The 24,422-nt window shown below is 70.7% G+C and carries 17 protein-coding genes; 15 read left to right on the top strand and 2 right to left on the bottom strand.

Annotated elements, in window-relative coordinates; all coding sequences use genetic code 11:
- Positions 1-78 precede the first annotated feature (78 nt).
- The 3 genes from gatC (at position 79) to gatB (ending at position 3,426) form a co-directional block, all read left to right on the top strand.
- Positions 79-375 carry an Asp-tRNA(Asn)/Glu-tRNA(Gln) amidotransferase subunit GatC gene (gatC, locus tag HKK74_RS02695; RefSeq protein WP_187241327.1) on the top strand — a complete coding sequence of 99 codons (297 nt, stop codon included), beginning with the start codon at positions 79-81 and terminating at the stop codon, positions 373-375.
- The gene (gatA, locus tag HKK74_RS02690; RefSeq protein ID WP_187241326.1) at positions 372-1,862 is read left to right on the top strand and encodes an Asp-tRNA(Asn)/Glu-tRNA(Gln) amidotransferase subunit GatA; all 1,491 of its coding nucleotides are present in this window, start codon (positions 372-374) and stop codon (positions 1,860-1,862) included. The genes gatC and gatA overlap by 4 nt, the downstream gene beginning before the upstream one ends.
- Before the next feature lie 70 nt (positions 1,863-1,932).
- Positions 1,933-3,426, top strand: a complete 1,494-nt coding sequence (gene gatB, locus HKK74_RS02685) for an Asp-tRNA(Asn)/Glu-tRNA(Gln) amidotransferase subunit GatB (RefSeq protein ID WP_187241433.1) — start codon at positions 1,933-1,935, stop codon at positions 3,424-3,426.
- 71 nt (positions 3,427-3,497) lie between these two features.
- Here the strand turns inward: gatB and HKK74_RS02680 are convergent, their stop codons facing one another.
- Positions 3,498-4,562 (bottom strand): PQQ-dependent sugar dehydrogenase, encoded by a 1,065-nt coding sequence (locus tag HKK74_RS02680; protein WP_187241432.1) that lies wholly within the window; start codon positions 4,560-4,562, stop codon positions 3,498-3,500.
- A gap of 433 nt (positions 4,563-4,995) precedes the next feature.
- Here HKK74_RS02680 and HKK74_RS02675 point away from each other — a divergent pair, with 433 nt between their 5' ends.
- The 10 genes from HKK74_RS02675 (at position 4,996) to HKK74_RS02630 (ending at position 20,019) form a co-directional block, all read left to right on the top strand.
- A complete protein-coding gene (locus tag HKK74_RS02675) occupies positions 4,996-5,907 on the top strand; it encodes a 2-hydroxyacid dehydrogenase (RefSeq protein WP_187241325.1) in 912 nt (303 codons plus the stop codon).
- A 427-nt stretch (positions 5,908-6,334) separates the two neighbouring features.
- Positions 6,335-9,229 carry a putative bifunctional diguanylate cyclase/phosphodiesterase gene (locus HKK74_RS02670; RefSeq protein ID WP_187241324.1) on the top strand — a complete coding sequence of 965 codons (2,895 nt, stop codon included), beginning with the start codon at positions 6,335-6,337 and terminating at the stop codon, positions 9,227-9,229.
- A 272-nt stretch (positions 9,230-9,501) separates the two neighbouring features.
- Positions 9,502-11,244 (top strand): acetolactate synthase large subunit, encoded by a 1,743-nt coding sequence (locus HKK74_RS02665; RefSeq protein WP_187241323.1) that lies wholly within the window; start codon positions 9,502-9,504, stop codon positions 11,242-11,244.
- Positions 11,245-11,275: 31 nt separating this feature from the next.
- Entirely contained in the window at positions 11,276-11,800 is a 525-nt protein-coding gene (gene ilvN, locus HKK74_RS02660) for an acetolactate synthase small subunit (RefSeq protein WP_187241322.1), read from the top strand.
- A gap of 104 nt (positions 11,801-11,904) precedes the next feature.
- The gene (ilvC, locus tag HKK74_RS02655; protein ID WP_187241431.1) at positions 11,905-12,888 is read left to right on the top strand and encodes a ketol-acid reductoisomerase; all 984 of its coding nucleotides are present in this window, start codon (positions 11,905-11,907) and stop codon (positions 12,886-12,888) included.
- 135 nt (positions 12,889-13,023) lie between these two features.
- Positions 13,024-13,635, top strand: a complete 612-nt coding sequence (locus HKK74_RS02650; protein WP_187241321.1) for a PadR family transcriptional regulator — start codon at positions 13,024-13,026, stop codon at positions 13,633-13,635.
- Positions 13,632-14,345 (top strand): ABC transporter ATP-binding protein, encoded by a 714-nt coding sequence (locus HKK74_RS02645; RefSeq protein WP_187241320.1) that lies wholly within the window; start codon positions 13,632-13,634, stop codon positions 14,343-14,345. The genes HKK74_RS02650 and HKK74_RS02645 overlap by 4 nt, the downstream gene beginning before the upstream one ends.
- A complete protein-coding gene (locus HKK74_RS02640; protein WP_187241319.1) occupies positions 14,342-16,984 on the top strand; it encodes an FtsX-like permease family protein in 2,643 nt (880 codons plus the stop codon). The genes HKK74_RS02645 and HKK74_RS02640 overlap by 4 nt, the downstream gene beginning before the upstream one ends.
- 188 nt (positions 16,985-17,172) lie before the next feature.
- Complete coding sequence (gene serA / locus HKK74_RS02635; protein WP_187241318.1) at positions 17,173-18,765, top strand: phosphoglycerate dehydrogenase; 1,593 nt, start codon at positions 17,173-17,175, stop codon at positions 18,763-18,765.
- A gap of 510 nt (positions 18,766-19,275) precedes the next feature.
- Positions 19,276-20,019, top strand: coding sequence for a (2Fe-2S)-binding protein (locus tag HKK74_RS02630; protein WP_187241317.1), 744 nt, complete (start codon positions 19,276-19,278; stop codon positions 20,017-20,019).
- A 122-nt stretch (positions 20,020-20,141) separates the two neighbouring features.
- Here HKK74_RS02630 and HKK74_RS02625 read toward each other — a convergent pair whose 3' ends face one another.
- Positions 20,142-21,728: a cellulase family glycosylhydrolase gene (locus tag HKK74_RS02625; RefSeq protein WP_187241316.1), complete on the bottom strand. Its 1,587-nt coding sequence runs from the start codon at positions 21,726-21,728 to the stop codon at positions 20,142-20,144.
- 273 nt (positions 21,729-22,001) lie between these two features.
- Here HKK74_RS02625 and HKK74_RS02620 point away from each other — a divergent pair, with 273 nt between their 5' ends.
- Both HKK74_RS02620 and HKK74_RS02615 read left to right on the top strand, forming a co-directional pair.
- Positions 22,002-23,057, top strand: coding sequence for a 3-isopropylmalate dehydrogenase (locus tag HKK74_RS02620; RefSeq protein ID WP_187241315.1), 1,056 nt, complete (start codon positions 22,002-22,004; stop codon positions 23,055-23,057).
- Positions 23,058-23,220: 163 nt separating this feature from the next.
- Positions 23,221-24,324, top strand: a complete 1,104-nt coding sequence (locus tag HKK74_RS02615) for a branched-chain amino acid aminotransferase (RefSeq protein WP_187241314.1) — start codon at positions 23,221-23,223, stop codon at positions 24,322-24,324.
- The last annotated feature ends 98 nt before the right edge of the window (positions 24,325-24,422 follow it).

The raw sequence follows: 24,422 nt of genomic DNA, 5'->3' as shown, positions 1-24,422 counted from the left end.
GTCAATCAGGTGGGCTCCAGCAGCGCGCGCCCCATAGGATGGGGTCGAACCCATTGATCTCTGAAACGGCTTCCGACTATGCCCATCACCCGTGACGAGGTCGCTCACCTCGCCCGGCTGTCCCGGCTGGCGCTCGGCGATGACGAGCTCGACCATTTCGCCGCCCAGCTCGATGTGATCATCTCCGCGGTCGCGCGGGTGCAGGAGGTGGCGGCCGAGGACATCCCGGCCACCTCGCACGCGCTGCCGCTGACCAACGTCTTCCGGCCCGACGAGGTGCGCCCCTGCCTGACCGCCGACCAGGCGCTGGCCGGCGCGCCCGCCGCCGAGGGGGACCGGTTCCGGGTGCCACGGATCCTCGAGGAGGAGTCATGAGCCTGACCCGGATGACCGCCGCGGAGCTGGGCGAGCTCATCGCCTCTGGTGAGACCTCCGCCGTCGAGGTCGCGCAGGCGCATCTGGACCGGATCGCGGCCGTGGACGGGCAGGTCAAGGCGTTCCTGCACGTCGATCCCGACACCACCCTCGAGCAGGCGCGCGGCGTTGACGCCCGGCGTGCCGCGGGGGAGGAGCTCGGCCCGCTGGCCGGCGTCCCGATCGCGCACAAGGACGTCTTCACCACCAAGGACATGCCGACCACGGCCGCCTCCAAGATCCTCGAAGGCTGGCTGCCGCCCTATGACGCGACCGTCACCGCCCGGCTACGCGCGGCGGGCATGGTCATTCTCGGCAAGACCAACATGGACGAGTTCGCGATGGGCTCGTCCACGGAGAACAGCGCGTTCGGCCCGTCCCGCAACCCGTGGGATCTGACCCGGGTCCCCGGCGGCTCGTCCGGCGGCTCATCGGCCGCGGTCGCGGCCTACGAGGCGCCGCTGGCCACCGGCACCGACACCGGCGGTTCGATCCGGCAGCCCGCCGCGGTCACCGGCCTGATCGGCATGAAGCCGACCTACGGCGGCTCGTCGAGGTACGGCCTGATCGCCTTCGCGTCCTCCCTCGACACGCCCGGTCCGCTGGCCCGTACGGTCCTGGACGCCGCCCTGCTGCAGGAGGCGTTCTCGGGACACGATCCGATGGACTCGACCTCGATCGACGAGCCGGTGCCCTCCATCGTGGCGGCCGCCCGCAACGGCGACGTCGCCGGGCTGCGCGTGGGCGTGGTGCGCGAGTTCGACGGAGAGGGGTACCAGCCGGGTGTTCTCGCCCGCTTCCGCGAGGCGGTCGAGCTGCTGGAGTCGCTCGGCGCCAAGGTGATCGAGGTCTCCTGCCCCAACTTCACCTACGCGCTGCCTGCCTACTACCTCATCGCGCCCTCGGAGTGCTCGTCCAACCTGGCCCGGTTCGACGCGATGCGCTACGGGCTGCGGGTCGGCGACGACGGCACCCGGTCGGCCGAGGAGGTCATGGCGCTCACCCGGGCCGAGGGCTTCGGCGCCGAGGTGAAGCGGCGGATGATGCTGGGTACTTACGCTCTGTCGTCCGGCTACTACGACGCCTACTACGGCAAGGCGCAGCAGGTCCGTACTCTCATCGCGCGCGACTTCGACGCCGCGTTCGAGCAGGTCGACGTACTGGTGTCGCCCACGACGCCGACGTCGGCGTTCGAGCTCGGCGAGCGGGCCGACGACCCCGTGGCGATGTACCTCGCCGACCTGTGCACCATCCCGTCGAACCTGGCGGGCAACGCGGCGATCTCGGTGCCGTGCGGGCTCGCCGACGAGGACGGGCTTCCGGTCGGCCTGCAGATCATGGCTCCGGTGCTGGCGGACGACCGCGTCTACCGCGTCGGCGCGGCCGTCGAGTCGGCACTCGCCGATCGCTGGGGCGGTCCGCTGCTGGCCAAGGCTCCAGAGCTGTGAGGAATCGAGCCGGGCGCGGAACGGGCCGGGCACAGAAGGGATTGGGAGACCTGTGAGCGTCGAGACGCTGATGCCCTACGACGAGGCGCTGGCGAGGTACGAGCCGGTGCTGGGCATCGAGACCCACATCGAGCTGGGCACGAGCTCCAAGATGTTCTGCGGCTGCGCGACCGCCTTCGGCGCCGAGCCGAACACCCAGGTGTGCCCGGTCTGCCTCGGCCTGCCCGGCTCGCTGCCGGTGGTGAACCGCGCGGCCATCGAGAGCACCATCAAGATCGGCCTGGCGCTGAACTGTTCCATCGCGGAATGGTGCCGGTTCGCCCGGAAGAACTACTTCTATCCGGACATGCCGAAGAACTATCAGATCTCCCAGTACGACGAGCCGTTGTGCGTCGAGGGCCATCTCGACGTCGAGATCGAGGGCGACGACGGCCCCGAGGTGCACCGCATCGCCATCGAGCGGGTGCACATGGAGGAGGACACCGGCAAGTCGCTGCACGTCGGCGGCTCCACCGGCCGGATCCACGGTGCCGACCACTCGCTCGTGGACTACAACCGGGCCGGCATCCCGCTGGTCGAGATCGTCACCAAGCCGATCGAGGCGACCGGGGCCAAAGCGCCGCTCGTGGCCCGGGCCTACGCCACCGAGCTGCGCGAGCTCATGCGCGCCCTCGGCGTCTCGGACGTCCGCATGGAGGAGGGCTCCATGCGCTGTGACGTCAACGTCTCGCTGATGCCGCGGGGCTCCTCGCAGTGGGGGACCCGCACCGAGACAAAGAACGTCAACTCGCTCCGCTCGGTGGAGCGGTCCGTGCTGCACGAGATCGAGCGGCAGGCCGGGATCCTCGCCGGCGGCGGGCGGATCATCCAGGAGACCCGGCACTTCCACGAGGACACCGGCTCGACGACGAGCGGCCGGAGCAAGGAAGAGGCCCAGGACTACCGGTACTTCCCCGAGCCCGACCTGGTACCGGTCGCCCCGGCCGGCGACTGGATCGAGGAGTTGCGCGCGGGGCTGCCCGAGCGGCCCGCCGCCCGGCGGGCCCGCGTCAAGGCCGACTGGGGGCTCACCGACAAGGAGCTCCAGGATGTGGTCAACGCCGGTGCCCTCGACCTGATCGAGCAGACGATCGCGGCGGGCGCCGACCCGGCCGCGGCGCGCAAGTGGTGGATGAACGAGCTGTCACGCCGGGCGACCGCGCTGGCGGTCGAGCTGGCGGCGCTGCCGATCACCGCCGAACAGGTGGCCCGCGTGCAGGCGATGGTGACCGCCGGTGACCTGAACGACAAGCTGGCCCGCCAGGTGTTCGAGGGCGTGCTCGCCGGGGAGGGGACGCCGGACGAGGTCGCCGCCGCCCGCGGGCTCAAGATCGTCAGTGACGACGGGGCGCTCGCCGGCATCATCGACCAGGTGATCGCCGACAACGCCGACGCGGCCGACAAGGTGCGCGCCGGCAAGGTAGCTGCGGCCGGAGCGCTGGTCGGAGCCGTCATGAAGGCCACCCGCGGCCAGGCCGACGCCGGTCGCGCGCGCGAGCTGATCCTGGAGCGGCTGAGCGGCTGAGCGGCTGAGCGGCGTTCGGCGGGAGGCCGGCGGGTTCGGTGCGAACTCGGCCGGCGCCCGCGCGCCGGTGGTCACCGCAGGGGGATGACGATGATCCGGTCGTCTCCCTCGTTGATGTCGCCACGGCCGTCGTGGTCGCTGGTAGAGACCCACAGCGACCCGTCGGGGGCGCGCTCGACCGCCCGCAGCCGCCCGTACGTTCCGGTGAGGTGCGCCGTCGGCCGCCCCGCCGTACCGTCGCGGCCGAGCGGTACCTGCCAGAGGCGTTCGCCGCGCAGTGCCGCCGCCCAGAGTGAGCCTCCGGCATAGGCCAGCCCGGACGGCGAGGCCTCCGCGGTCGACCAGGTGAGGAGCGGGTCGGTGTAATCGCCGCCACCGCCGGTTCCCTCGACCTCGGGCCAGCCGTAGTTGCGGCCCTGCTCGATCCGGTTGATCTCGTCGAGGCGGTTCTGCCCGAACTCCGTGGCGTACAGGCGTCCCCGCTCGTCCCAGGCGATTCCCTGGACGTTCCGGTGCCCGTACGAGTAGACGCGGGAATCGAACGGATTGCCCGGGGCCGGGGACCCGTCGGGCCGGACCCGCAGGATCTTGCCGCCCAGCGACCGGCGGTCCTGCGCCAGGGGTTCGTCCCCGGTCTCTCCCGTGGTGATGTACAGCATTCCGTCGGGCCCGAAGGCCAGCCGCCCGCCGTTGTGGTTGCCGCCCTTGGGGATGCCCGTCACGATCGGCCGGGGAACACCGAGGCCTTCGTCGTAGCGCAGGCGCACGACCCGGTTGTCGGAGGCGGCCGTGAAGTAGAGGTACACGTACCGGTCCCGGTCGAAGGACGGGGACACCGCGACCCCGAGCAGACCGCCCTCACCGGCCGGCTCGACTCCGGGGACGGTGCCGATCTCGGTGACCCGCCCGGCCGGGGTGACCCGCAGCAGGCGCGCGGTGTCGCGTTCGGTGACCAGCGCGTCGCCACCGGGCAGGAACGCGATCGCCCACGGAACCTTCAGACCGGTGACGAGATCCCGCGGCTGCCCGATCCGGGTGCCGCCCGGCTGCGCGGCGCTGCTCGGCAGGGGCTCGGGCGTGCGGGCCCCGCCGGTCGATTCCGAGGTGCACGCGGGCAGGGCCAGTGCGGCGACCATCGCGATCACGGTGACCGGGCGCCACCGGATCGCGCCCGTGCCGCGTCCGCCGCCGTCGGCGGGGTCCGTGGCGGAGGAGATGGCCGGCCGCCCGCCCGGCCCGGCGCCCGTCGTGTCCGGTTCCGTCATGCCCGCTCCGTGTCCGTACACCGTGTCCCGTCCGCTGTGCCGCGTCCTGTGCGCTCGCGTTCTCGATGTGCCCTTGCCGGGCCCTGCCCTGCCCTGCTGTGCCGTGCTGCTGTGCCGTGCCCGTTGTGCCCTGCCTGGTGTGCCGTCACGCCCTCTCACTGTTACCTACGGATGCGAACGTGATCGAGTTCCGAGGGACCTGGCCGGGCTGGTGGAGATCAGCCCTACGATCGGGAGGCGTGACGCCGGGAGCGGCCACCCCGGGGCCGCGTTCCGGTGCCTCCTGCCGCGAACGGAGTGGATGATGAGCACGGTATGGGTGGCCAGGGAAGAGATCGCCACGGCGGTGGCGGATCTGCCCGGTGTGAGAGTGGAGCTGTACGACGGCGGAGACGACGTGCCCGGTCCGGCCGACCGGGTCGAGTTCTACGTCCCGGTGCTGCTGCCGCGCCCGCGGAGCCTGGAACTCATGGACCACATGCCGAGACTCCAGGTGGTGCAGCTGCAGACGGCGGGGGTGGACCACGTCAGGCCGCATGTCCCGGCCGGTGTCACCTTGTGCAACGCGCGGGGCGCACATGACGCGGGCACCGCCGAGTGGGCGGTCGGCGCGATCATCGCGAGCCGGCGGGAGTTCCCCGAGTTCACGCTCGCGCAGCGGGAGGAGCACTGGGCCTACCGCCGGACCGAGACGCTGACCGACGCGAAGGTCCTGATCGTGGGCTACGGCTCGATCGGGGCGGCCCTCGAACGGCGGCTGGAGCCCTTCGAGGTCGAGATCGTACGGGTGGCGCGCTCGGCCAGGCCCGGCGTGCACGCGCTCGAGGATCTGCCCGATCTGCTGCCGGCCGCCGACGTGGTGGTGCTGCTGGTCCCGGCCACGGCGGAGACCAAGGGGCTGGCCGACGCCGGGTTCCTGGCCCGGATGAAGGACGGCGCCCTGCTCGTCAACGCAGCGCGGGGGACCGTGGTGGACACCTCGGCGCTGGTCGCCGAGACCTCGCGGGGACGGCTGCGGGCGGCGATGGACGTGACCGACCCGGAACCGCTGCCCCCCGAGCACCCGCTCTGGCACTGCCCAGGGGTGTTCATCACCCCTCATGTCGCGGGCTCCACACCCGCGTCGACCCGGCGGATCGCCCGGCTGGTGCGGGAGCAGCTCCGGCGGCACCTGTCCGGTGAGCACCTGCAGAACGTGATCACAGGAACCTACTGACTGTGCAGTCCGCCAAATGTGCAGTCGCCTTGACAAAACAGCTTTACTTACCTGTCTCCGGAGTGGGCATCGTTGTCAGTTGTCGCCGGGTGGACGCTGAGCCTCAATCGCTCCGTGACCTAGGGAACGTAGATTGATTCGGAACGCTACCCGCGTAAGCGTCCTGGGTGACGCAGGGGCACCCCCTGCAAGGCCACAGGAACCGAACTGTCCACCTCCGAGAACCGCAGCCGCGGCTCACGGCCCGTAATGAAACGACGTTGCGTACAAACGACCGGCTGAGCCGTTCTCGCGCCATTGGCCGGCGCCTGCCCGACCCGGATGAGGGAGCGGGGCTTCATACCCGCGGACCGGGAGCGGCCACGCACGTGGTCGACGGGGGACATGACGCCGAGTTTCTCGACCCGGGGCAGAGAGCGAGCATGATATGAGCGCCGACGACTCGAGGCGGCTGCCGCGCCGAGCGCTGCCGGCCGGCGCCGTCGCGGCCGTTGGTCTGATCTTCGTGCTGAGTTCGCTCTTCGGCGAGGCCGGTGAGGCCATCGCGTCCTGGGCAACCGCTTTCACGGCGGCCGCGGCCGCCGGCTCGCTCTTCCACGCGGCCGGCCGGTCGGCCGCCGCCTCGCCCGACAGTGAGAGCGCGCGGATCCGCAGGGACTCATGGCGCTGGTTCGGCGTGGCGGCCTTGTGCTGGTGCGTCGGCGGTGTGATCAACGCGGTCTCCGCGGTCGTGCTGAGCGACGATGTGGTGTCGCTCTCGCTCGCCGACCTGTTCTTCCTGGCCGCGGTGGTGGCGCTGGCCACCGGTTTCGTGACCATTGTCCGGCTGCCCGGCTCGGCCCGGCACTGGCTGCGGTTCGTAGCCGACACCTACCTGCTCATGTGCGCCGTGTTCATCATCGGCTGGGTCGCGCTCTTCGGCAGGCTTTACCACGAATCCGGAGAGTCACCGCCGGAGTTCTTCCTGGAGCTGCTGTACCCGCTGGTCGACGTTGCGGTGGTGTGCGCGTCGCTGGCCTTCGCCCTCGGTGCCGTACGAGGCAGCCGCTGGTCGTCGGCGGTCGCCTACGGCGCGCTGCTCGCGGTGGCCGCCGCGGACATCGTGACGACCGTGGTCCGGCTGCGCGGCGGCGCGACCCCCGGCTATCCGGGCGAGGCCGTCCGCGTGCTCGGGCTGCTCCTCCTCGCGGCGGTGCCCTGGACGGACGAACGGCTGCGGAGCCGGCCCGCCTCCGAGGGAACCGATCCCGGTGCGGCGGACGCGACGCCGCAGAAGGGCACGGAGGAGACCCGCGGCCGCATGAGCGGCCTGGGCATCGCCGCCGTCGCGGCGACGGCCGCGGGGGCCGCGGCCGTCTTCCTGGCCATCCGGGCCCTGACCGACTCGCAGGACCTCGATCCCGTCGTCGAGGCGGTCATCGGCTCGGCCGTGATCGTGGTGCTCGTCAGGCTCGCCGAACTCCTGCGGGAGAACCATTGGCTGCGGCGGTCGTTCGACACCGGCGAGGAGCATTTTCGCGCGCTGGCCGAGAGCATCAACGACGTGGTGCTCATCTGTGGTCTCGACGGCACCGTCGAGTACGTGAGCGCCGGTGCGCAGCGGACCTTCAGCTACAGTCCCGACGAGCTGCTGGGACGGCTCATCCATGAGATCGTCCACCCGGAGGACCTGCCGAAGGTCGAGAGCGTCTTCGCCACTTTCCTCGAGGGCGAGCGGGACGTCACGGCGACCTCGGCGGACGGCCCGAAGCAGGACACGCTCCGGGTGGCCTGCCGGATGCGGGCCGCCGACGGCACCTGGCTGCCGACGGAGTCGACGATCTCACCGTACGCCCACTCCAAGGAGGAGGGCGGCGGGCGGCTGCTCGTCACCACCAGGGACCTCAGTGAGCAGGCGGCACTCCGGCGCCAGGTGACGCACTTGACCTTCCATGACGGCCTCACCGGGTTGCCGAACCGCGCGTACTTCGAGGAGCGGGCCGGCGAGGTGCTCTCGCACCAGCGCGACGGCGGCCGGGTCGCCGTGGTCTTTGCCGACCTCGACGGCTTCACCGCCGTGAACGATTCGGCCGGGCACGCCGCCGGCGACCAGGTACTGGCCCAGGCCGCCCGGCGGCTGCGCGCCGCCGTCCAGGCGGAGGACACCGTGGCCCGGTGGGGCGGTGACGAGTTCGCCGTCATCGTCGAGAACGCCGGTGAAGGGCGGTCCGTGGTCGAGCTGGCCGAACGGCTGCTGCGCGCGCTGTCGGCGGAGCCGTACCGGGTGGGCACCCGGGGCATCGTGCTGACCGCCAGCATCGGCGTCGCCTTCGCGGGCGAGGACGACGGCGAGGACGGCGGTACGACCGAGGACGAGGCCGCCCGCGCGCCACGGGGCCGGCGGATGGGCACCGATCCGGCCGAGCTGATCCGGAACGCCGACCTCGCGATGGCCCGCGCCAAGGAGCGCGGCGGCGGCCGGGTGGAGATCTTCGCGGCGCACATGCACGCCGACGTCGTACGCCGGCTGGAGCTCGGCAGCGACCTTCAGCGGGCGTTGGCCGAGGAGCAGTTCGCAGTGGAGTTCCAGCCCGTGGTCGAGCTGGCGACCTCGCGGGTGACCGGTGTCGAGGCCCTGGCGCGCTGGTGGCGCGACGGCGTGTCGGTGCCGCCCGAGGAGTTCATCGGCCCGGCCGAGGAATCCGGTCTGATGATCCCGCTGGGCAACTGGATACTGCGCGAGGCATGCGCCGAGGTCGCCCGATGGCGGGAGTCGTCCTGGGACATCGGCCTCTCGGTGAACCTGGCCGCCCGGCAGGTCGCGGCCCCCCGCTTCGTCGAGACGGTCGCCGAGGTGCTGGAGGAGACCGGCCTGCCGCCGCACGCACTCACCCTGGAGGTGAAGGAGGAGGTACTGGTCGAGGACGCCGGCCAGAACGTCGAGCGGCTCTCGGCCCTGCGCGAGCTCGGCGTGCGCCTCGCCATCGACGACTTCGGCACCGGCTACGCCTCGCTCGCCTATCTCGGGCAGTTGCCGGTCGACATGATCAAGATCGACCCGTCCTTCGTCGCCGGCCTGGGCCGGGACGAGACGCTCACCCTGCTGACCCGGACGATCGTACGGCTGGGCCACGACCTGGGCCTCATCGTCGTGGCCGAGGGCATCGAGCGGCCCGAGCAGCTCGAGTTGCTGCGCGAGATGGGGTGCCCGCGCGGGCAGGGATTCCTCGTGGCCCGCCCGATGTCGCCGGGCCGGGCGCAGGCCCTCGTGCGCACGAACCTCACGCCGCCGGCCGGTCAGGGCGGAGCGAGCATCCCCCTGTCCGGTGCCGTCGGAGCATGACGGGCCGGATCGCGACGGATCCGGCCGGTCGGCGCCGGCGGCGGTGCTGAGCCCGTACTATGTCTCGTATGGTGAGACGTTGGTGTCATAGATTTGACCGGTGGCCGGAACTCGGCCAAGGTGAAGCTGTGCAGAGCAACCCCAAGATCCTTGTAGTACTTGGTCGGCGCGCAGGCTGACCAAGCACGCTAGGCCTGTGCGCTCCCCTCGACCGCCATCCGGCGCGAGGGGTTTTTTGTTGGCCGGATCTCTCTTACCCAAGGACGAAGCAGATGACCGAACGGATGACGGGAGCCCAGGCGCTGGTCCGAGCGCTGGAGAACGTCGGTGTCGACACCATCTTCGGGATCCCAGGCGGCGCGATTCTTCCCGCCTACGACCCGCTGTTCGACTCCCGTCAGGTACGTCACATCCTCGTACGCCACGAGCAGGGGGCGGGCCACGCGGCGCAGGGATACGCGCAGGCCACCGGGCGGGTCGGCGTCTGCATGGCGACGAGCGGTCCGGGTGCGACCAACCTCGTCACCCCGATCGCGGACGCCTATATGGACTCCGTGCCGATCGTCGCGGTGACCGGTCAGGTGGCCAGTGGAGCCATCGGCACCGACGCCTTCCAAGAGGCCGACATCTCCGGCATCACCATGCCGATCACCAAGCACAACTTCCTGGTGACCCAGCCGGAGGACATCGGCCGGACGATCGCCGAGGCCTTCCACATCGCGGGCACGGGGCGGCCCGGGCCGGTGCTGGTCGACATCGCCAAGGACGCGCTGCAGGCGAACTTCGACTTCGCGTGGCCCCAAGCGCTGCAACTGCCCGGCTATCGCCCGGTCACCCGGCCGCACTCCAAGCAGGTCCGCGAGGCGGCCAAGCTGATCGTCGATGCACGATCGCCCGTGCTGTACGTGGGCGGCGGCGTCATCAAGGCGCGGGCGGCGGCGGAGCTGCGGGTGCTCGCCGAGCTCACCGGCGCGCCGGTGGTCACCACCCTGATGGCCAAGGGCGCGTTCCCCGACAGCCACCCGCAGCACATGGGCATGCCCGGCATGCACGGCACCGTCGGAGCGGTCGGCGCGCTGCAGAACGCCGATCTGATCGTGGCCCTGGGAGCGCGCTTCGATGACCGGGTCACCGGCAAGCTCGACGGCTTCGCCCCGCGTGCCAAGATCGTGCACGCCGACATCGACCCGGCCGAGATCTCCAAGAACCGCCACGCCGACGTTCCGATCGTCGGCGACTGCCGCGAGGTGATCGCCGATCTGATCGTGGCGGTGCAGGCGGAGCACGCCGGCGGGCGCATGGGCGACTACACCGCATGGTGGCGGCAGCTCAACGCCTGGCGCGAGACCTACCCGCTCGGTTACGACCAGCCCGGCGACGGATCGCTGTCTCCGCAGCACGCCATCCGGCGGATCGGTGAGATCGTCGGGCCGGACGCGCTGTACGTCGCGGGCGTCGGGCAGCATCAGATGTGGGCGGCCCAGTTCATCGGCTATGAGAAGCCGGGCGCGTTCATCAACTCCGGCGGTCTGGGCACGATGGGCTACGCCGTGCCCGCCGCCATGGGCGCCAAGGTGGGCAGCCCCGACACCACGGTCTGGGCGATCGACGGTGACGGCTGCTTCCAGATGACCAATCAGGAGCTCGCCACCTGCGCGATCGAAGGTATCCCGATCAAGGTCGCAGTGATCAATAACGGCAGCCTGGGCATGGTCCGGCAGTGGCAGACCCTGTTCTACAAGGGCCGTTACTCCAACACCGACCTGCACTCGAGGCGGGTGCCGGACTTCGTCAAGCTCGCGGAGGCCTACGGTTGCGCGGGCCTGCGCTGCGAGAAGGCCGACGACGTCGACGCGACCATCGAGCAGGCCATGGCGATCGACGACATGCCCGTGGTCGTGGACTTCGTCGTCCACCAGGACGCGATGGTGTGGCCCATGGTCGCGGCCGGGACCAGCAACGACGAGATCCAGGTCGCCCGCGACCTGGCCCCCGAGTGGGAGAACGGAGACTAGCGGTGAGCGGCCACGGAGAAGGGGAACGGCGATGAGCAGGCACACGCTCTCTGTGCTGGTGGAGAACAAGCCCGGCGTGCTCGCCCGAGTGTCCGCGCTGTTCTCAAGGCGCGGATTCAACATCGACTCACTCGCGGTCGGCCCGACGGAGCATCCGGAGATATCCCGGATGACGATCGTGGTCAGCGTCGAGAGCCTGCCGCTCGAGCAGGTCACCAAGCAGCTCAACAAGCTGGTCAACGTCCTTAAGATCGTCGAACTGGACCCCGGATCCTCGGTGCAGCGCGAGTTGCTGCTCGTCAAGGTGAGAGCCGACACCGAGACCAGATCGCGGGTCCTCGAGACCGTGCAGCTCTTCCGGGCCAAGGTCGTCGACGTGGCCTCGGACGCCGTCACGATCGAGGCGACCGGGAGCAAGGACAAACTCGAGGCCTTCATCCGGGTGCTCGAGCCGTTCGGAATCAAGGAACTGGTTCAGTCGGGCATGGTCGCGGTGGGCCGCGGTGCCCGCTCCATCACGGATCGTTCGCTGCGAGCTCTCGATCGCAGCGCCTAGCAACGGCGGGATCGTCGCCGCCCGTTCGGCGGCGGGCGGGCGGCGCCACGGCGCTCGCTCGACGTCCTCCCGCTTCACACGGAAAGGTATGGCAAGTGGCTGAGATGTTCTACGACAACGATGCGGATCTGAGCGTCATCCAGAACCGGCACGTGGCCGTGCTCGGGTACGGCAGCCAGGGGCACGCGCACGCGCTGTCGCTGCGCGACTCCGGCGTGGACGTACGGGTGGGTCTGCCCGAGGGTTCCAAGAGCCGGGAGAAGGCCGAGAACGACGGCCTGCGCGTGACGACGCCGGCCGAGGCGGCCGAAGAGGCCGACCTCATCATGATCCTCGCGCCCGACCACGTACAGCGCGCGCTGTACGCCGAGGCGGTGGCCCCCGCGCTCGTGCCCGGCGACGCGATCTTCTTCGGCCATGGGCTGAACATCCGCTATGGCCTGATCGAGCCGGCCGAGGGCGTCGACGTCGCCATGGTGGCGCCGAAGGGCCCGGGTCATCTGGTGCGCCGTCAGTTCACCGAGGGCCGCGGGGTTCCGGTGCTCGTGGCCGTCGAGCGGGACGCGACCGGCAACGCCTGGCCGCTCACGCTGTCCTACGCCAAGGCCATCGGCGGGACCCGCGCCGGCGCGCTCAAGACCACGTTCGCGGAGGAGACCGAGACCGACCTGTTCGGTGAGCAGGCCGTTCTCTGCGGTGGGGTGTCCGAGCTGATCAAGGCGGGCTTCGACACGCTCACCGAGGCGGGCTACCAGCCTGAGATCGCCTACTTCGAGTGCCTGCACGAGATGAAGCTGATCGTCGACCTGATGTACGAGGGCGGCATCTCGAAGATGTACTGGTCGGTGTCCGACACCGCCGAGTACGGCGGTTACACGCGGGGCACCCGCATCGTGAACGAGCAGACCCGTGAGGAGATGCGCAAGATCCTCGCCGAGGTCCGGGACGGTACCTTCACCCGTCAGCTGGTCGAGGAGTTCGACGCAGGCCGGCCGAACTTCCTCAAGCAGCGCGAGGCCGAGCAGAACGACGCCATCGAGCAGACCGGAGCCAAGCTCCGCCCGATGATGAGCTGGCTGAACGACTGACGTTCGCGGGTTCGCACGTACGAGGGGGCGCGTCGCCGTAAGGCGGTGCGCCCCTTTCGCCGTTTCCCGGCATTTCACGACTCGGTATGGCCGGGCCATTGCGGAGAGCATACGCCGTATGCATACTACGTAGGCATGTCGATCCGTCATGGTCTGCTGGCCCTGCTGGCGCGGGGACCCAGGTACGGCTACCAGCTGCGCGCGGAATTCGAGGCCTCCACCGGCTCGACGTGGCCGCTCAACATCGGGCAGGTCTACTCCACGCTGTCCCGGCTCGAACGCGACGGCCTCACCGTCCGCGTCGGCGCCGACGAAGAGGGACGCTTCATCTACCGGATCAGTCCGGAGGGCGCCGAAGAGGTGCGGCGGTGGTTCCGTACGCCCATCGCGCGCACCGACCGCCCGCGCGACGAACTGGCGATCAAGCTCGCCATGGCCGTCACCAGCCCCGGCGTGGACGTCCGCGACGTCGTGCAGGCCCAGCGGACGGCGACGTTGCGCACCCTGCAGGACCTCACCCGGCTCAAGGCCGACGGCCCCGCGGTGCCCCCGGAGGCCGGGGAACGGGCCTGGCGGCTCGTCCTCGAATCCATGATCTTCCAGGCCGAGGCGGAGGTGCGCTGGCTCGACCACTGCGAGGCCTACGTCCTGCGCGCCTCGACACTGCCCGAGCCGGCTCCGGAGCCCACGCCCGAGCGCTCGTCCGCCACCGAGACCGCCGCGGCCCCCGAGGAGACGAAACGATGACCATCCTGGAAATGCGGGAGGTCTCCCGCGATCACGGCACCGGCGCCGGTCTCGTGCACGCGCTCCGCGAGGTCACCCTCGTGGTGGGCCCGGGCAAGTTCGTCGCCGTGATGGGTCCTTCCGGATCGGGCAAGTCCACGCTGCTCACGCTGGCCGGCGGCCTCGACGCCCCGACCCGCGGAAGCGTCACGGTCGAGGGGGCCGACCTGGGCTCCCTCAGTGCCACCGCCCTTTCGGCGGTCCGCCGCCGCAGCATCGGATACGTCTTCCAGGATCTCAATCTCATCCCCGGGCTGACCGCGGTGGAGAACGTCATGCTCCCGCGCGAGCTGGACGGCGTGGCCACCCGGAAGGCCCGCGCGCAGGCCCGCGTGGCCCTCGAGGAGGTCGGCCTCACCGATCTCGCCGATCGCTTTCCCGACGAGATGTCCGGCGGCCAACAGCAACGGATCGCGATCGCCCGCGCACTGGTGGGGGACCGGCGGCTGGTCCTGGCCGACGAGCCGACCGGCGCCCTCGACTCGCAGACCGGCGACGACGTCATGCGGCTGTTGCGCGCCCGTTGCGACGCCGGCGCGGCCTGCCTGATGGTGACCCACGATGCCCGGCACGCCGCCTGGGCGGACCGCGTCATCTTCCTGCGCGACGGCTTCATCGTCGACGCGGGCTCGCGTCCCGGCCCGGAGACCCTGCTCGAGGGCGCCCGATGAACATCAGCTCGCTGAGGGCCGCACTGCGCATCGCCCGGCGTGACGCCCTCCGCTCGAAGGGGCGCACCGCGCTGGTCGTCTGCATGATCGGGCTGCCGGTGCTGGTCATCACGACCCTGGCCGTGCTGATCAGGACGGACGCCTGGTCGGCGGCAGAGTCGCTGCCGTACGACCTGGGCCGCGCCGACGCCCGGATCGAAGGTCACGACCGGACGCCGGTACTGCAGGAACCGAACAGCCTCGCCGGCTCGGTCGGCGGCGGCGAAGGGGCGCTCGGCAGGCCGTGGGAGACCGAGGAGGTCGGCCAGGTGGTCGCCGCCAAGTTCGGTCCGGGGGCGCGGGTCATCCCGATGACCACCGACGGCGAGACGCCCATCAGGACGGACCGGGGCTACGTCACCGCCATGGTGCGAGAGCTGGACCTTCGTGACCCCATGACCCGCGGCATTCTTCGCATCACCGCCGGTCGTGCGCCCGCCTCTTCAGGCGAGATCGCGATCTCGGCCGCCGTGCGCGAGCGCGGCTTCCGGCTGGGCGGATCGATCCAGGTCGACCGCGATGGTGAGCGCAAGACGGTCGTCGGCTACGTCGAAGACCCCCGTGTCCCAGGGGAGATGACCGTGCTGAGCCTGCCGGGTGTGCTGTCGGGCGGGGACGGCCCGCATCAGTGGCTCGCCACCACCGGTCGCCCGGTGAGCTGGGCCGATGTCCGCGATCTCAACGCGTCCGGTCTGATCGTGCTCTCCCGCGAGGTCGTACGGCGGCCGCCGGCGAAGAGCGAGATCCCCGCCGAAATCCAGGGCGGTTCGGACACCACGGGCATGGCCGTCATCGCAATGATCATCGCGATGATCGTGCTCGAGGTCGTGCTGCTGGCCGGGCCCGCGTTCGCGGTGGGCATCGGGCGCCAGCGGCGCCAGCTCGCCCTGGTGGCCGCCGGTGGGGGAGGCCGGGGGCACCTGCGCGTCATCGTGCTCGGCGGAGGACTGGTGACCGGGCTCGGCGCGGGCGTTCTCGGGGTGCTCGCGGGGCTGTGCGTCGCCGCCGCGGCGGTGCCCGTCATCGAGGGGTCCACCGGCACCGCCATGGGGCCCTTCGAGGTCCCGTGGAGCTGGGTGGTGGCCACGATGCTGGTCGGTGCGCTGAGCGGCCTGGCCGCGGCGTACGTTCCCGCCCGGCAGGCCGCGCGCATGAACGTGGTGGCGGCACTGGCCGGCCGGCGTGAACAGGCCGTCACCCGCAGGGGCTGGCCCATCGCCGGAGCGGTGCTGATCGCGGCCGGGTTCGCGACCAGCGTGCTGGGCGTGAAGGTGCTGCGCGAGTTCGGGGCGGCCGCCGGAGCGATATTGATCATCGTGGGATTCGTCATGACCGGGCCCTGGATCATCGGGCTCACCGGACGGCTCGCCCGGTGGCTCCCCCTGCCGATGCGGCTCGCCGTTCGCGACGCCTCCCGGAACCGGGGCCGTACCGGTCCCGTCGTCGCCGCCATCATGGCGGCGGTCGCGGGGGTGACCGCGCTCGCCATCGCGGGAACGAGTGACTTCGCCCAGCAACGCGTGGAGTACGTGCCACGGCTGCAGGCGGGATCTACCTTGATTCAGGTAACGGACGCCGGAGAGTTCCAGCGCGTACGGCAGACGATCGCACGGGAGCTGCCCGGCGTGCCGGTGACCGAGCTCTTCGAGGTGGGCGGCACGAATGCGTGCGGCTCCACAGACGACTGCACCCACGTTGAAAGCGCCACTCTGGGCGAGTGTTCCGAAGCCAATCCAGATGCATGCATCTACGGCACCAGTGAATTCAGCTTCGAGTACGCGGTGGGCGACGAGGCCGTCGCGCGGTTCATCCTGGGCCGTGACGACCCCGCGGTGATGGCGGCGCTGAAGGCCGGCAAGGCCGTCCTCTTCGACCCTCGCGGGGTGCGCGACGGGGCCACTGTCCTCAAGGTCGTACGGTCCCAGCAAGGGAGCGTCGAGGAACTGCGTAAGGTGACACTGCCCGCGGTCCGGGCCGATGCCGCCGGATCGGCTCCGACGGCGCTCCTGCCTCCCTCGGCGGCGCGGAGGCTCGGACTGCCGACCACGCCGGCCGCCTTGCTCATCGCGGCGGCGGACCACCGGGTCACCGTGGCCGAGGGGAAGCGTCTCGACGAGGTGGTGGCGGGGGTCACGGACATGGTCGACATCTACACAGAGCGCGGATTCACGCAGTCGTTCGCCATGCCGCTGCTGCTTCTCGCCGGCGCGGGCGCGATCATGGTGCTCGGTGGCTCGCTCATCGCCACCGGCCTGTCCGCCGCCGACGCCAGGCCCGATCTCGCGACGCTCGCCGCCGTGGGCGCGCGGCCTCGTACCCGGCGGCTGCTCATGATGGGGCAGGCGGGGTTCGTCGCCCTGCTCGGCTGCTGGCTCGGCATCGCGGCCGGGATGGTGCCGGGCATCGCCGTGGCGTTCCCCCTCACCTCGAACGACGGGTCATTCGGGACGGTGACCGGCGGCGTGCCGGAGCACGGTGTCATGATCGCGGTTCCGTTTCAGTTGCTGGCCGGCGTCGGGATCGCCGTGCCGCTGATCGCGATGATCGCCGCCGGGCTGTTCACCCGGTCGAGGCTGCCGCTCGTACGGCGCATCGGGTGACCCGGCGACCCTGGCCCTCGCCGATCTTGATCCGCCGTCCGGGATCTCACGCGGTGAACCCGCCCTATGACGCGCAGGGGTGGTCGCCTCCGGCTACGGGGCCACGGATTAAACTGGGGCGCTGGCGCGGCACGAGGAGGTGTCTCGCGACCTTCATCGCCTGAATCCATCCGAAAAAGGACTATTCCTTGAGTAAGCCTGTCGTCCTCGTCGCAGAAGAGCTTTCGCCAGCCGGCATCGCCGTGCTCGAGACCGATTTCGAGGTCCGGCACGTGGACGGTGCCGACCGTGATCAGCTGCTCCCGGCCGTCGCCGATGTCGACGCGCTGATCGTGCGCAGCGCGACCAAGGTCACGGCGGAGGTGTTCGAGCACGCCCGCGGCCTCCGCGTGGTCGCCCGCGCCGGCGTCGGCCTCGACAACGTCGATGTCGAGGCCGCCACCAAGGCCGGGGTCATGGTCGTCAACGCCCCGACCTCCAACATCGTCACGGCCGCCGAGCACGCGATCGCGCTGCTGCTGGCCATCGCGCGCAACGTGCCTCAGGGCCACTCCGCGCTCAAGAAGGGCGAGTGGAAGCGCTCGAAGTACACCGGCGTCGAGCTCCAGGGCAAGACCGTCGGCGTGCTCGGCCTCGGCCGCATCGGCGTGCTGGTCGCTCAGCGGCTCGCGGCCTTCGACATGAACGTGATCGCCTACGACCCGTACGTGCAGGCGGCGCGCGCCGCCCAGCTCGGCGTCCGGCTGGTCCCTCTCGACGAGCTGCTGCGCGAGAGCGACTTCATCACCGTGCACCTGCCGAAGACGGCCGAGACGCTCGGGCTGATCGGCGACAAGGAGCTGCACGACGTCAAGCCGAGCGTGCGGATCGTCAACGCCGCTCGCGGCGGCATCGTCGACGAGAACGCGCTGGCCCTGGCCCTCAAGGACGGGCGGGTGGCCGGTGCGGGCATCGACGTCTTCACCAGCGAGCCGTGCACCGACAGCCCGCTGTTCCACTTCGACAACACCGTCGTGACCCCGCATCTCGGTGCGAGCACGCACGAGGCGCAGGAGAAGGCCGGCACCCAGGTGGCACGGTCGGTCCGGCTGGCGCTCGCCGGAGAGTTCGTGCCCGACGCGGTGAACGTGCAGGGCGGCGCGGTCGCCGAGGACGTCAAGCCGGGGCTGCCGCTGGCCGAGAAACTGGGCCGGATCTTCACCGCGCTCGCGGGCGGCGTCCCCGTACGGCTCGACGTCATCGTGCGGGGCGAGATCGCCGCGCACGACGTCAAGGTGCTGGAACTGGCGGCGCTCAAGGGCGTCTTCGTCGACGTGATCGAAGAGTCGGTGACCTTCGTCAACGCACCGCTGCTGGCGCGCGACCGAGGCGTCGAGGTGACGCTCACCACCAGCGAGGACAGCCCGGACTGGCGCAATGTCGTCACGGTCCGGGGCACCATGGGCGACGGCGGCGTGGTGTCGGTCTCGGGCACGCTGACCGGCCCCAAGCAGGTCGAGCGGATCGTCGAGATCAACGGCTACGACATGGAGCTGCTTCCGGCGGCGCACATGGCGTTCTTCGCCTACACCGACCGGCCCGGCATCGTCGGTGTCGTCGGCAAGCTGCTCGGCGACCTCGGGATCAACATCGCCGGGATGCAGGTCGGCCGGCACGAGAAGGGCGGCAAGGCTCTGATCGCGCTCACCGTCGACTCGGCGATCACCCCGGACCTGCTCGACTCGATCACCAGGGAGATCGGCGCCGACATGGGGCGCCGCGTCGACCTCGACGAGAACTGAGGTTCATATCCCGGCGGTGACCTCGCGGCGGGCGCACGCCCGTGGCGAGGTCACGGCCGTTCGTCGGGCCGGCCATCGGTCGTGCCGGCCGTTCCGTCGCCGCCAGGCCGCTGTCGGCGCTCGGGGGGAGACGGCCCTGGGAGCCTGTTGTCTCAACATGTGGAAACATTGGCCGCATCGCAAAACTATCGCGTGAGCCCGCGGGTACTATCAATGTGACCATGTGGTGCCATTCAGTGATTCTTGGCACCCGCGACGGAGCCTGAGGCGCCGGGCAGGCCGGCGACCCGCCGCGGAATGAGGTGCCGGCCGAAGGTCCAGTACCGTGCCGCACCGCGATATGGAGCCTGATCCATGAAGAACACCTGTGCCCCCACGCCTGCGGACGACGCCCAGGACGAGGCCATCCGAGCCGTTCAGATCGCCCTCGACCGGCGGGACAACGGCGGTGCGGCCGGCAAGTAGCCGCCGCGCGAGGTTCACGCCTTCGGGCGCCGCTACGATGCGGCCATGAGCACCCGGCCAGGTACGTCGGCTGAGGATCCGCCGGCGCCCCTGGCCGATGCCGAGACGGTCAGCCGGGTGCTGCGCGACGTCGCGCGGCTCGGGCCCTTCTTCGCCGTGGCGACCGACCCGGCGGAAGCGGCCGATCCGACCTGGCGGCCGCTCGCCGAGTTCGATCCCGTGACGCTGCGCGGTCTGATCGACGAGTACGCGCGCAGGCTCGGGACGACAGAGGACCGGGTCGCGGCCTCACTCCTGTTCCAGGCACTGGCGGCGCGCCTGTGGTCGCCGGCGCTCGCGGCCGCCTCCCGCGGTGTCGTACCGGATCTGTCGTCGTTGCACTGGCGCTGGGCGCCCGGCGCGCCGATCGCCCTGTGGCTGGCCGAGCCGGCCGGGTGGGCGGCGGACGGTGACGCGGCCGGGCTCGTCCATCGCACTGTGGTGGACGGTCTGTTGCATCCGGTGCGGGTCACTTTCGGCGACGTCGTGCGCGTCGCCGATGGGCTGCTGTGGGGCAACGCCGCGTCGGCGCTGATGGGCGTGCTGCAAGGTGGCACGCATTCCCCCGGGTCGGCGGCGGCCATGCGCCATCTCGCCCGCGAGCTACTGGCACGGCACCCGCTCGCCGGCACCGGTTCGCTCGGCCCGGGTGCCTCGTTCGTACGCCGCAGTTGCTGCCTGTACTACCGGGTCCCGCCCGGCGGTGCGATGTGCGGGGACTGCGCGCTGCTGCACCCGGCCCGCCGGTGATCGGCCGGTCGGGTGCAGCACGCCGCCCCTCGGTGAGAGGGACGGTCACCGCGCCTGTCACGCGGTCTCGAGGACCGTGTGGTCATGTGATCACGAGGTCACGAGGTCACGAGGTGATGCGGTCATGAGCAGGCGTAACCGCTCGGCTGGGGAGTGGCAGGGCCGCCCGCCTGGAAACCGAAACTCGCCGTCGCGCCGGCGGCCAGGTCGGCGTTCCACGAGGGCGCCCGGGCTGTGAACGTCGTGCCGCTCTGGCTGACGGTCGCGTTCCATCCGTTGACCAGCGTCACACCCGCCGGCACGGTGAAGGTGAGCCGCCAGTCGCGCAGGGCGGAGGTGCCGGTGTTCTTCACGCTCACCGTCGCGTTGAAGCCCCCGGGCCACGAGTTGTCCACCTTGTAGGTCGTCTCGCACGCGCCAGGCGACGGCGGAGGCGTCGGGGTGGGGGTCGGTGTCGGCTGCGTTCCGCCGCCGGTGGGCGGGATGAGATACGGCTGCAGGATGTTCTGCTTGGTCTGGTTCACGGTCTGCCAGTCGTCGTTCAGGATCCCGCCGGTGTCACCGGAGTTGGGGTTCCACGACCAGTAGGTGAAGCTCATGCCGCCGGTGCCGGTCCCCGTGTGGGCCATCAGCCGCTCGAGCCAGATCCGATCCTTCGGATCGGCCAGGGTGCTGCCGAACTCGCCGAGCATGAGCGGAGCGATGCCCTGCCTGTGCAGGTAACCCCACTGCTGGTCCCAGATCGCCGCGAGGTTGCCCGGGAACGCCGGGTCGTCGAACCAGGGCTGGCGGTAGACCGAGATCCCGTACTCGTGCGGGGAGTACACCAGCCGGCCGGGCGTGCCCAGGCGTACCGGGAACTCGCCGGCCTTGGAGAGGTTCCCGCCCCACCAGCCGCAGTGCTCGTCGGGGATGTCGTCCCAGGCGTTCGCGTTGCCGCCGCTCGGGCAGCTCACGCCCTCGACGAAGATCAGCCAACTGGAGTTCACGGACAGGATCGCGTTGCCTCCGCGTTCGGCCGCCAGCCGCCAGTCGCGGGCCTGGTCGCCGCAGCCCCAGCAGGAGCCGGTGCCGTTCGGGTCGGTGCCCTCGGCGTGCGGCTCGTTGTGCAGGTCCGCGCCGATCACGGTGGTGTTCCCCGCGTAGCGCTGCGCGAGCATCTTCCAGTCGTTGATCCACGTGGCCTCGGAGACGGCGGGGGTGTACCAGAGCGCCGACTGCCCCGCGCTGGTGGGCCGATGCCGGTCGAGGATGACCCGCATCCCTTTCTGGCCCGAGTAGTCGATCACCTTGTCGAGGATCTGCAACGGGCTCAGGCCCACCAGATCGGGGTTGGCGACGCCGTCGATGCTGTTGGCCACGGCGCCCGGCTTGATCGCGTCGTTGGAGAAGGGGACGCGCAGGGTGTTGTAGCCGAGCCCGGCCATCTGGTCGATCATGCTCTTCCAGTTGCGGCTCCACAGGCCGTGGAAGGTCTTGTTGTCGGTCTCCATGCCGAACCAGTTGATGCCGGTGAGGCGTACGGTCGTGCCGGTGGCGTCGACGATCCGGTTGCCGCTGGTACGGAGGTGACCGGTGCCGGTGCCGCCGGCGGCGCCGCTCGCCGGTGCGAGCGGGGTCGCGACCAGTGCGGCCACGGCCAGCAGGAGCCCGGCGACGGCCGCGACGAGCGGGCCGAGGCGGGAGAAGTGTCTGTCGCTGAGAGACATGGGCTGGGTGCCTTCGCGTGAGGACACGCGACCACGGGCCGAGGCGGTCTTTGCGGCACGGCGCCGTCGTCGCGGTGGTGACGGCAGGCATGCCCGGACGAACGCCTGTACGGGTCACTCGGCTCCGCCGGTCATTGTGCGGGCGCGGTGGCGATCACGTCAACAGGCCGCGGGCGTCGCGCGAACCGGCACCGCGCAGGCCGATCGCGGCCCGCCGTCCCGCGATCTGAGACCGGCGTTCATGCATTGAGACGTTTGCACTAAGGTACGTCCATGGCTTCCCGCAGTATCCGTCTCGCCGTCATCCCGGGCGACGGCATCGGCCCCGAGGTCGTCGCCGAAGGCCTCAAGGTGCTCGACGCCGTGGCCCAGTCCCATGATCTCGCGATCGAGCGGGAGACCTACGGGCTCGGCGCGGCCCGCTGGCACGAGACCGGTGACACCCTCCCGGACTCGATGCTGGAGGAGATCCGCGGCCACGACGTCATCCTGCTCGGCGCCGTCGGAGACCCGACCGTGCCGAGTGGAGTGCTGGAGCGCGGGCTGCTGCTCCGCCTGCGCTTCGAGCTCGACTACTACGTCAACCTGCGGCCGGTCAAGCTCTATCCCGGGGTGACCACACCGCTGGCCGACGTGCGGCCCGAGGACGTCGACATGCTGGTCGTGCGGGAGGGCACCGAGGGCCCCTACACCGGTGTGGGCGGGGTGATGCGCCGCGGAACGCCGCAGGAGGTCGCCACCCAGGAGAGCATCAATACGGCGTACGGCGTCGAGCGCGTCGTTCGCTATGCCTTCGCGCGCGCCGCCTCGCGGTCCCGCAAGAAGCTGACTCTCGTGCACAAGGACAACGTGCTCACCTTCGCCGGCGACCTCTACCAGCGCACGGTCCGCGCGGTGGCGCGGGACTTCCCCGAGGTGTCCGTCGACTACCTGCACGTCGACGCGGCCTCGATGTTCTTCGTGACCCAGCCGGGCCGGTTCGACGTCGTGGTCACCGACAACCTGTTCGGCGACATCCTCACCGACCTCGGCGCGGCGATCGCGGGCGGCATCGGGCTCGCGGCCAGCGGCAACGTCAACCCGACGGGTGACGCGCCCAGCATGTTCGAGCCGGTGCACGGGAGCGCGCCGGACATCGCCGGGCAGGGCAAGGCCGACCCGACCGCTACGATCCTGTCCGTGGCCATGCTGCTCGATCACCTCGGTGTGCCCGAGGCCGCGCGCCAGGTCGAGTCGGCGGTCGCCGCCGACCTGGCCGAGCGCCAGGGAGGTCCCGCGCGGGCCACATCCCAGATCGGTGACGCGATCACCAAGCGAGTAGCCGGCTGAGGCGCGCCGTCCTGACCTGATCAGGGCTTCTCCGGGCGCGCCTCACGGCGCGCCCTTTTTCGTGCGCGCCGTGCTCCAGGAGACCTCGCTGGAACAAAGGGCCACAATGGGGAATGCCGGACAGGACGATGGGGCCTGCCGGGCTTCCGGAAGAGGACCGAACATGAGCAGCACTCTCGACTTCGACATCAAGCTCTCCGATCACCGCGTCCCCGACGCCGAGAGAGAACGCATGCTGGCCGACCCCGGATTCGGGCAGCTGTTCACCGATCACATGATCACGATTGAGTGGGACCAGGGGCGGGGCTGGCACGACGCCCGCCTCGAGCCGTACGGGCCGCTCTCGCTCGACCCGGCGACGGCGGTGTTCCACTACGCCCAGGAACTCTTCGAGGGGCTCAAGGCGTACCGGCACGCCGACGGGACCATCGTCACCTTCCGGCCGGACGCCAACGCGGCGCGGTTCAACAGGTCGTGCGAGCGGATGGCGATGCCGCCCGTCCCCGAGGAGCTCTTCGTCCGTTCGCTGGAACTGCTGGTCGAGACCGACAGGGACTGGGTGCCGACCGCGGAGGGCCACAGCCTCTATCTGCGTCCCTTCATGATCGCGACGCAGCGTGGGCTCGGCGTGAACAGCCCCTCCTCGTCGTATCGCTTCATCGTGATCGCATCACCCTCGGCCGCGTACTTCACCGGCGGGATCAGGCCGGTGTCGGTCTGGCTGTCGGAGGACTACACCCGGGCGGCACCCGGCGGCACCGGATTCGCCAAGTGCGGCGGCAACTACGCGGCCGCCTTCGTGGCCCAGGCCCAGGCCGTCGAGCAGGGGTGCGACCAGGTCGTCTGGCTCGACGCGATGGAGCACCGCTGGGTGGAGGAGATGGGCGGGATGAACCTCTTCTTCGCCTACGGCGGCGGCGCGGACGCGCGGCTGCTGACGCCGGCGCTGACGGGGACCCTGCTGCCCGGGATCACCCGGGACTCGCTGCTCAAGCTCGCTCACGATATGGGCATCCCCGCCGAAGAGGGGCGGATCAGCACCGACGAGTGGCGGGCCGGCAACGCCTCCGGCGAGCTCACCGAGGTCTTCGCCTGCGGCACCGCCGCGGTCATCACCCCGGTCGGCCGGGTCAAGGGGCGCGACGGAGAGTGGCTCGTCGGCTCGGGCGAGCCGGGCCCGGTGACCATGCGGCTGCGCGAGGAGCTGATCGGCATCCAGTACGGCACGCACCCCGACCCGTACGGCTGGGTCCACAAGATCTGCTGAGCGGCGGGCTCCATCACACGGACGAACCACACGGACCGATCACACGGACGACCGCAAGGTCACGGCGCGATGCGATGATCTCGCGGTCGTCTCGGATG

Origin of the sequence: Actinomadura alba (assembly GCF_014323705.1) — a bacterium.
GTDB lineage: Bacteria > Actinomycetota > Actinomycetes > Streptosporangiales > Streptosporangiaceae > Actinomadura_C > Actinomadura_C alba.
This window is presented reverse-complemented; position numbering and strand designations above follow the sequence as displayed.

What these genes read in the sequence shown, in the direction of transcription:
- gatC (WP_187241327.1), top strand. Translation starts at nt 79, where the DNA reads ATGCCCATCACCCGTGACGAGGTCGCTCACCTCGCCCGGCTGTCCCGG.
- gatA (WP_187241326.1), top strand. Translation starts at nt 372, where the DNA reads ATGAGCCTGACCCGGATGACCGCCGCGGAGCTGGGCGAGCTCATCGCC.
- gatB (WP_187241433.1), top strand. Translation starts at nt 1,933, where the DNA reads ATGCCCTACGACGAGGCGCTGGCGAGGTACGAGCCGGTGCTGGGCATC.
- HKK74_RS02680 (WP_187241432.1), bottom strand. Translation starts at nt 4,562, where the DNA reads ATGGTCGCCGCACTGGCCCTGCCCGCGTGCACCTCGGAATCGACCGGC.
- HKK74_RS02675 (WP_187241325.1), top strand. Translation starts at nt 4,996, where the DNA reads ATGAGCACGGTATGGGTGGCCAGGGAAGAGATCGCCACGGCGGTGGCG.
- HKK74_RS02670 (WP_187241324.1), top strand. Translation starts at nt 6,335, where the DNA reads ATGAGCGCCGACGACTCGAGGCGGCTGCCGCGCCGAGCGCTGCCGGCC.
- HKK74_RS02665 (WP_187241323.1), top strand. Translation starts at nt 9,502, where the DNA reads ATGACCGAACGGATGACGGGAGCCCAGGCGCTGGTCCGAGCGCTGGAG.
- ilvN (WP_187241322.1), top strand. Translation starts at nt 11,276, where the DNA reads ATGAGCAGGCACACGCTCTCTGTGCTGGTGGAGAACAAGCCCGGCGTG.
- ilvC (WP_187241431.1), top strand. Translation starts at nt 11,905, where the DNA reads ATGTTCTACGACAACGATGCGGATCTGAGCGTCATCCAGAACCGGCAC.
- HKK74_RS02650 (WP_187241321.1), top strand. Translation starts at nt 13,024, where the DNA reads ATGTCGATCCGTCATGGTCTGCTGGCCCTGCTGGCGCGGGGACCCAGG.
- HKK74_RS02645 (WP_187241320.1), top strand. Translation starts at nt 13,632, where the DNA reads ATGACCATCCTGGAAATGCGGGAGGTCTCCCGCGATCACGGCACCGGC.
- HKK74_RS02640 (WP_187241319.1), top strand. Translation starts at nt 14,342, where the DNA reads ATGAACATCAGCTCGCTGAGGGCCGCACTGCGCATCGCCCGGCGTGAC.
- HKK74_RS02630 (WP_187241317.1), top strand. Translation starts at nt 19,276, where the DNA reads ATGAGCACCCGGCCAGGTACGTCGGCTGAGGATCCGCCGGCGCCCCTG.
- HKK74_RS02625 (WP_187241316.1), bottom strand. Translation starts at nt 21,728, where the DNA reads ATGTCTCTCAGCGACAGACACTTCTCCCGCCTCGGCCCGCTCGTCGCG.
- HKK74_RS02620 (WP_187241315.1), top strand. Translation starts at nt 22,002, where the DNA reads ATGGCTTCCCGCAGTATCCGTCTCGCCGTCATCCCGGGCGACGGCATC.
- HKK74_RS02615 (WP_187241314.1), top strand. Translation starts at nt 23,221, where the DNA reads ATGAGCAGCACTCTCGACTTCGACATCAAGCTCTCCGATCACCGCGTC.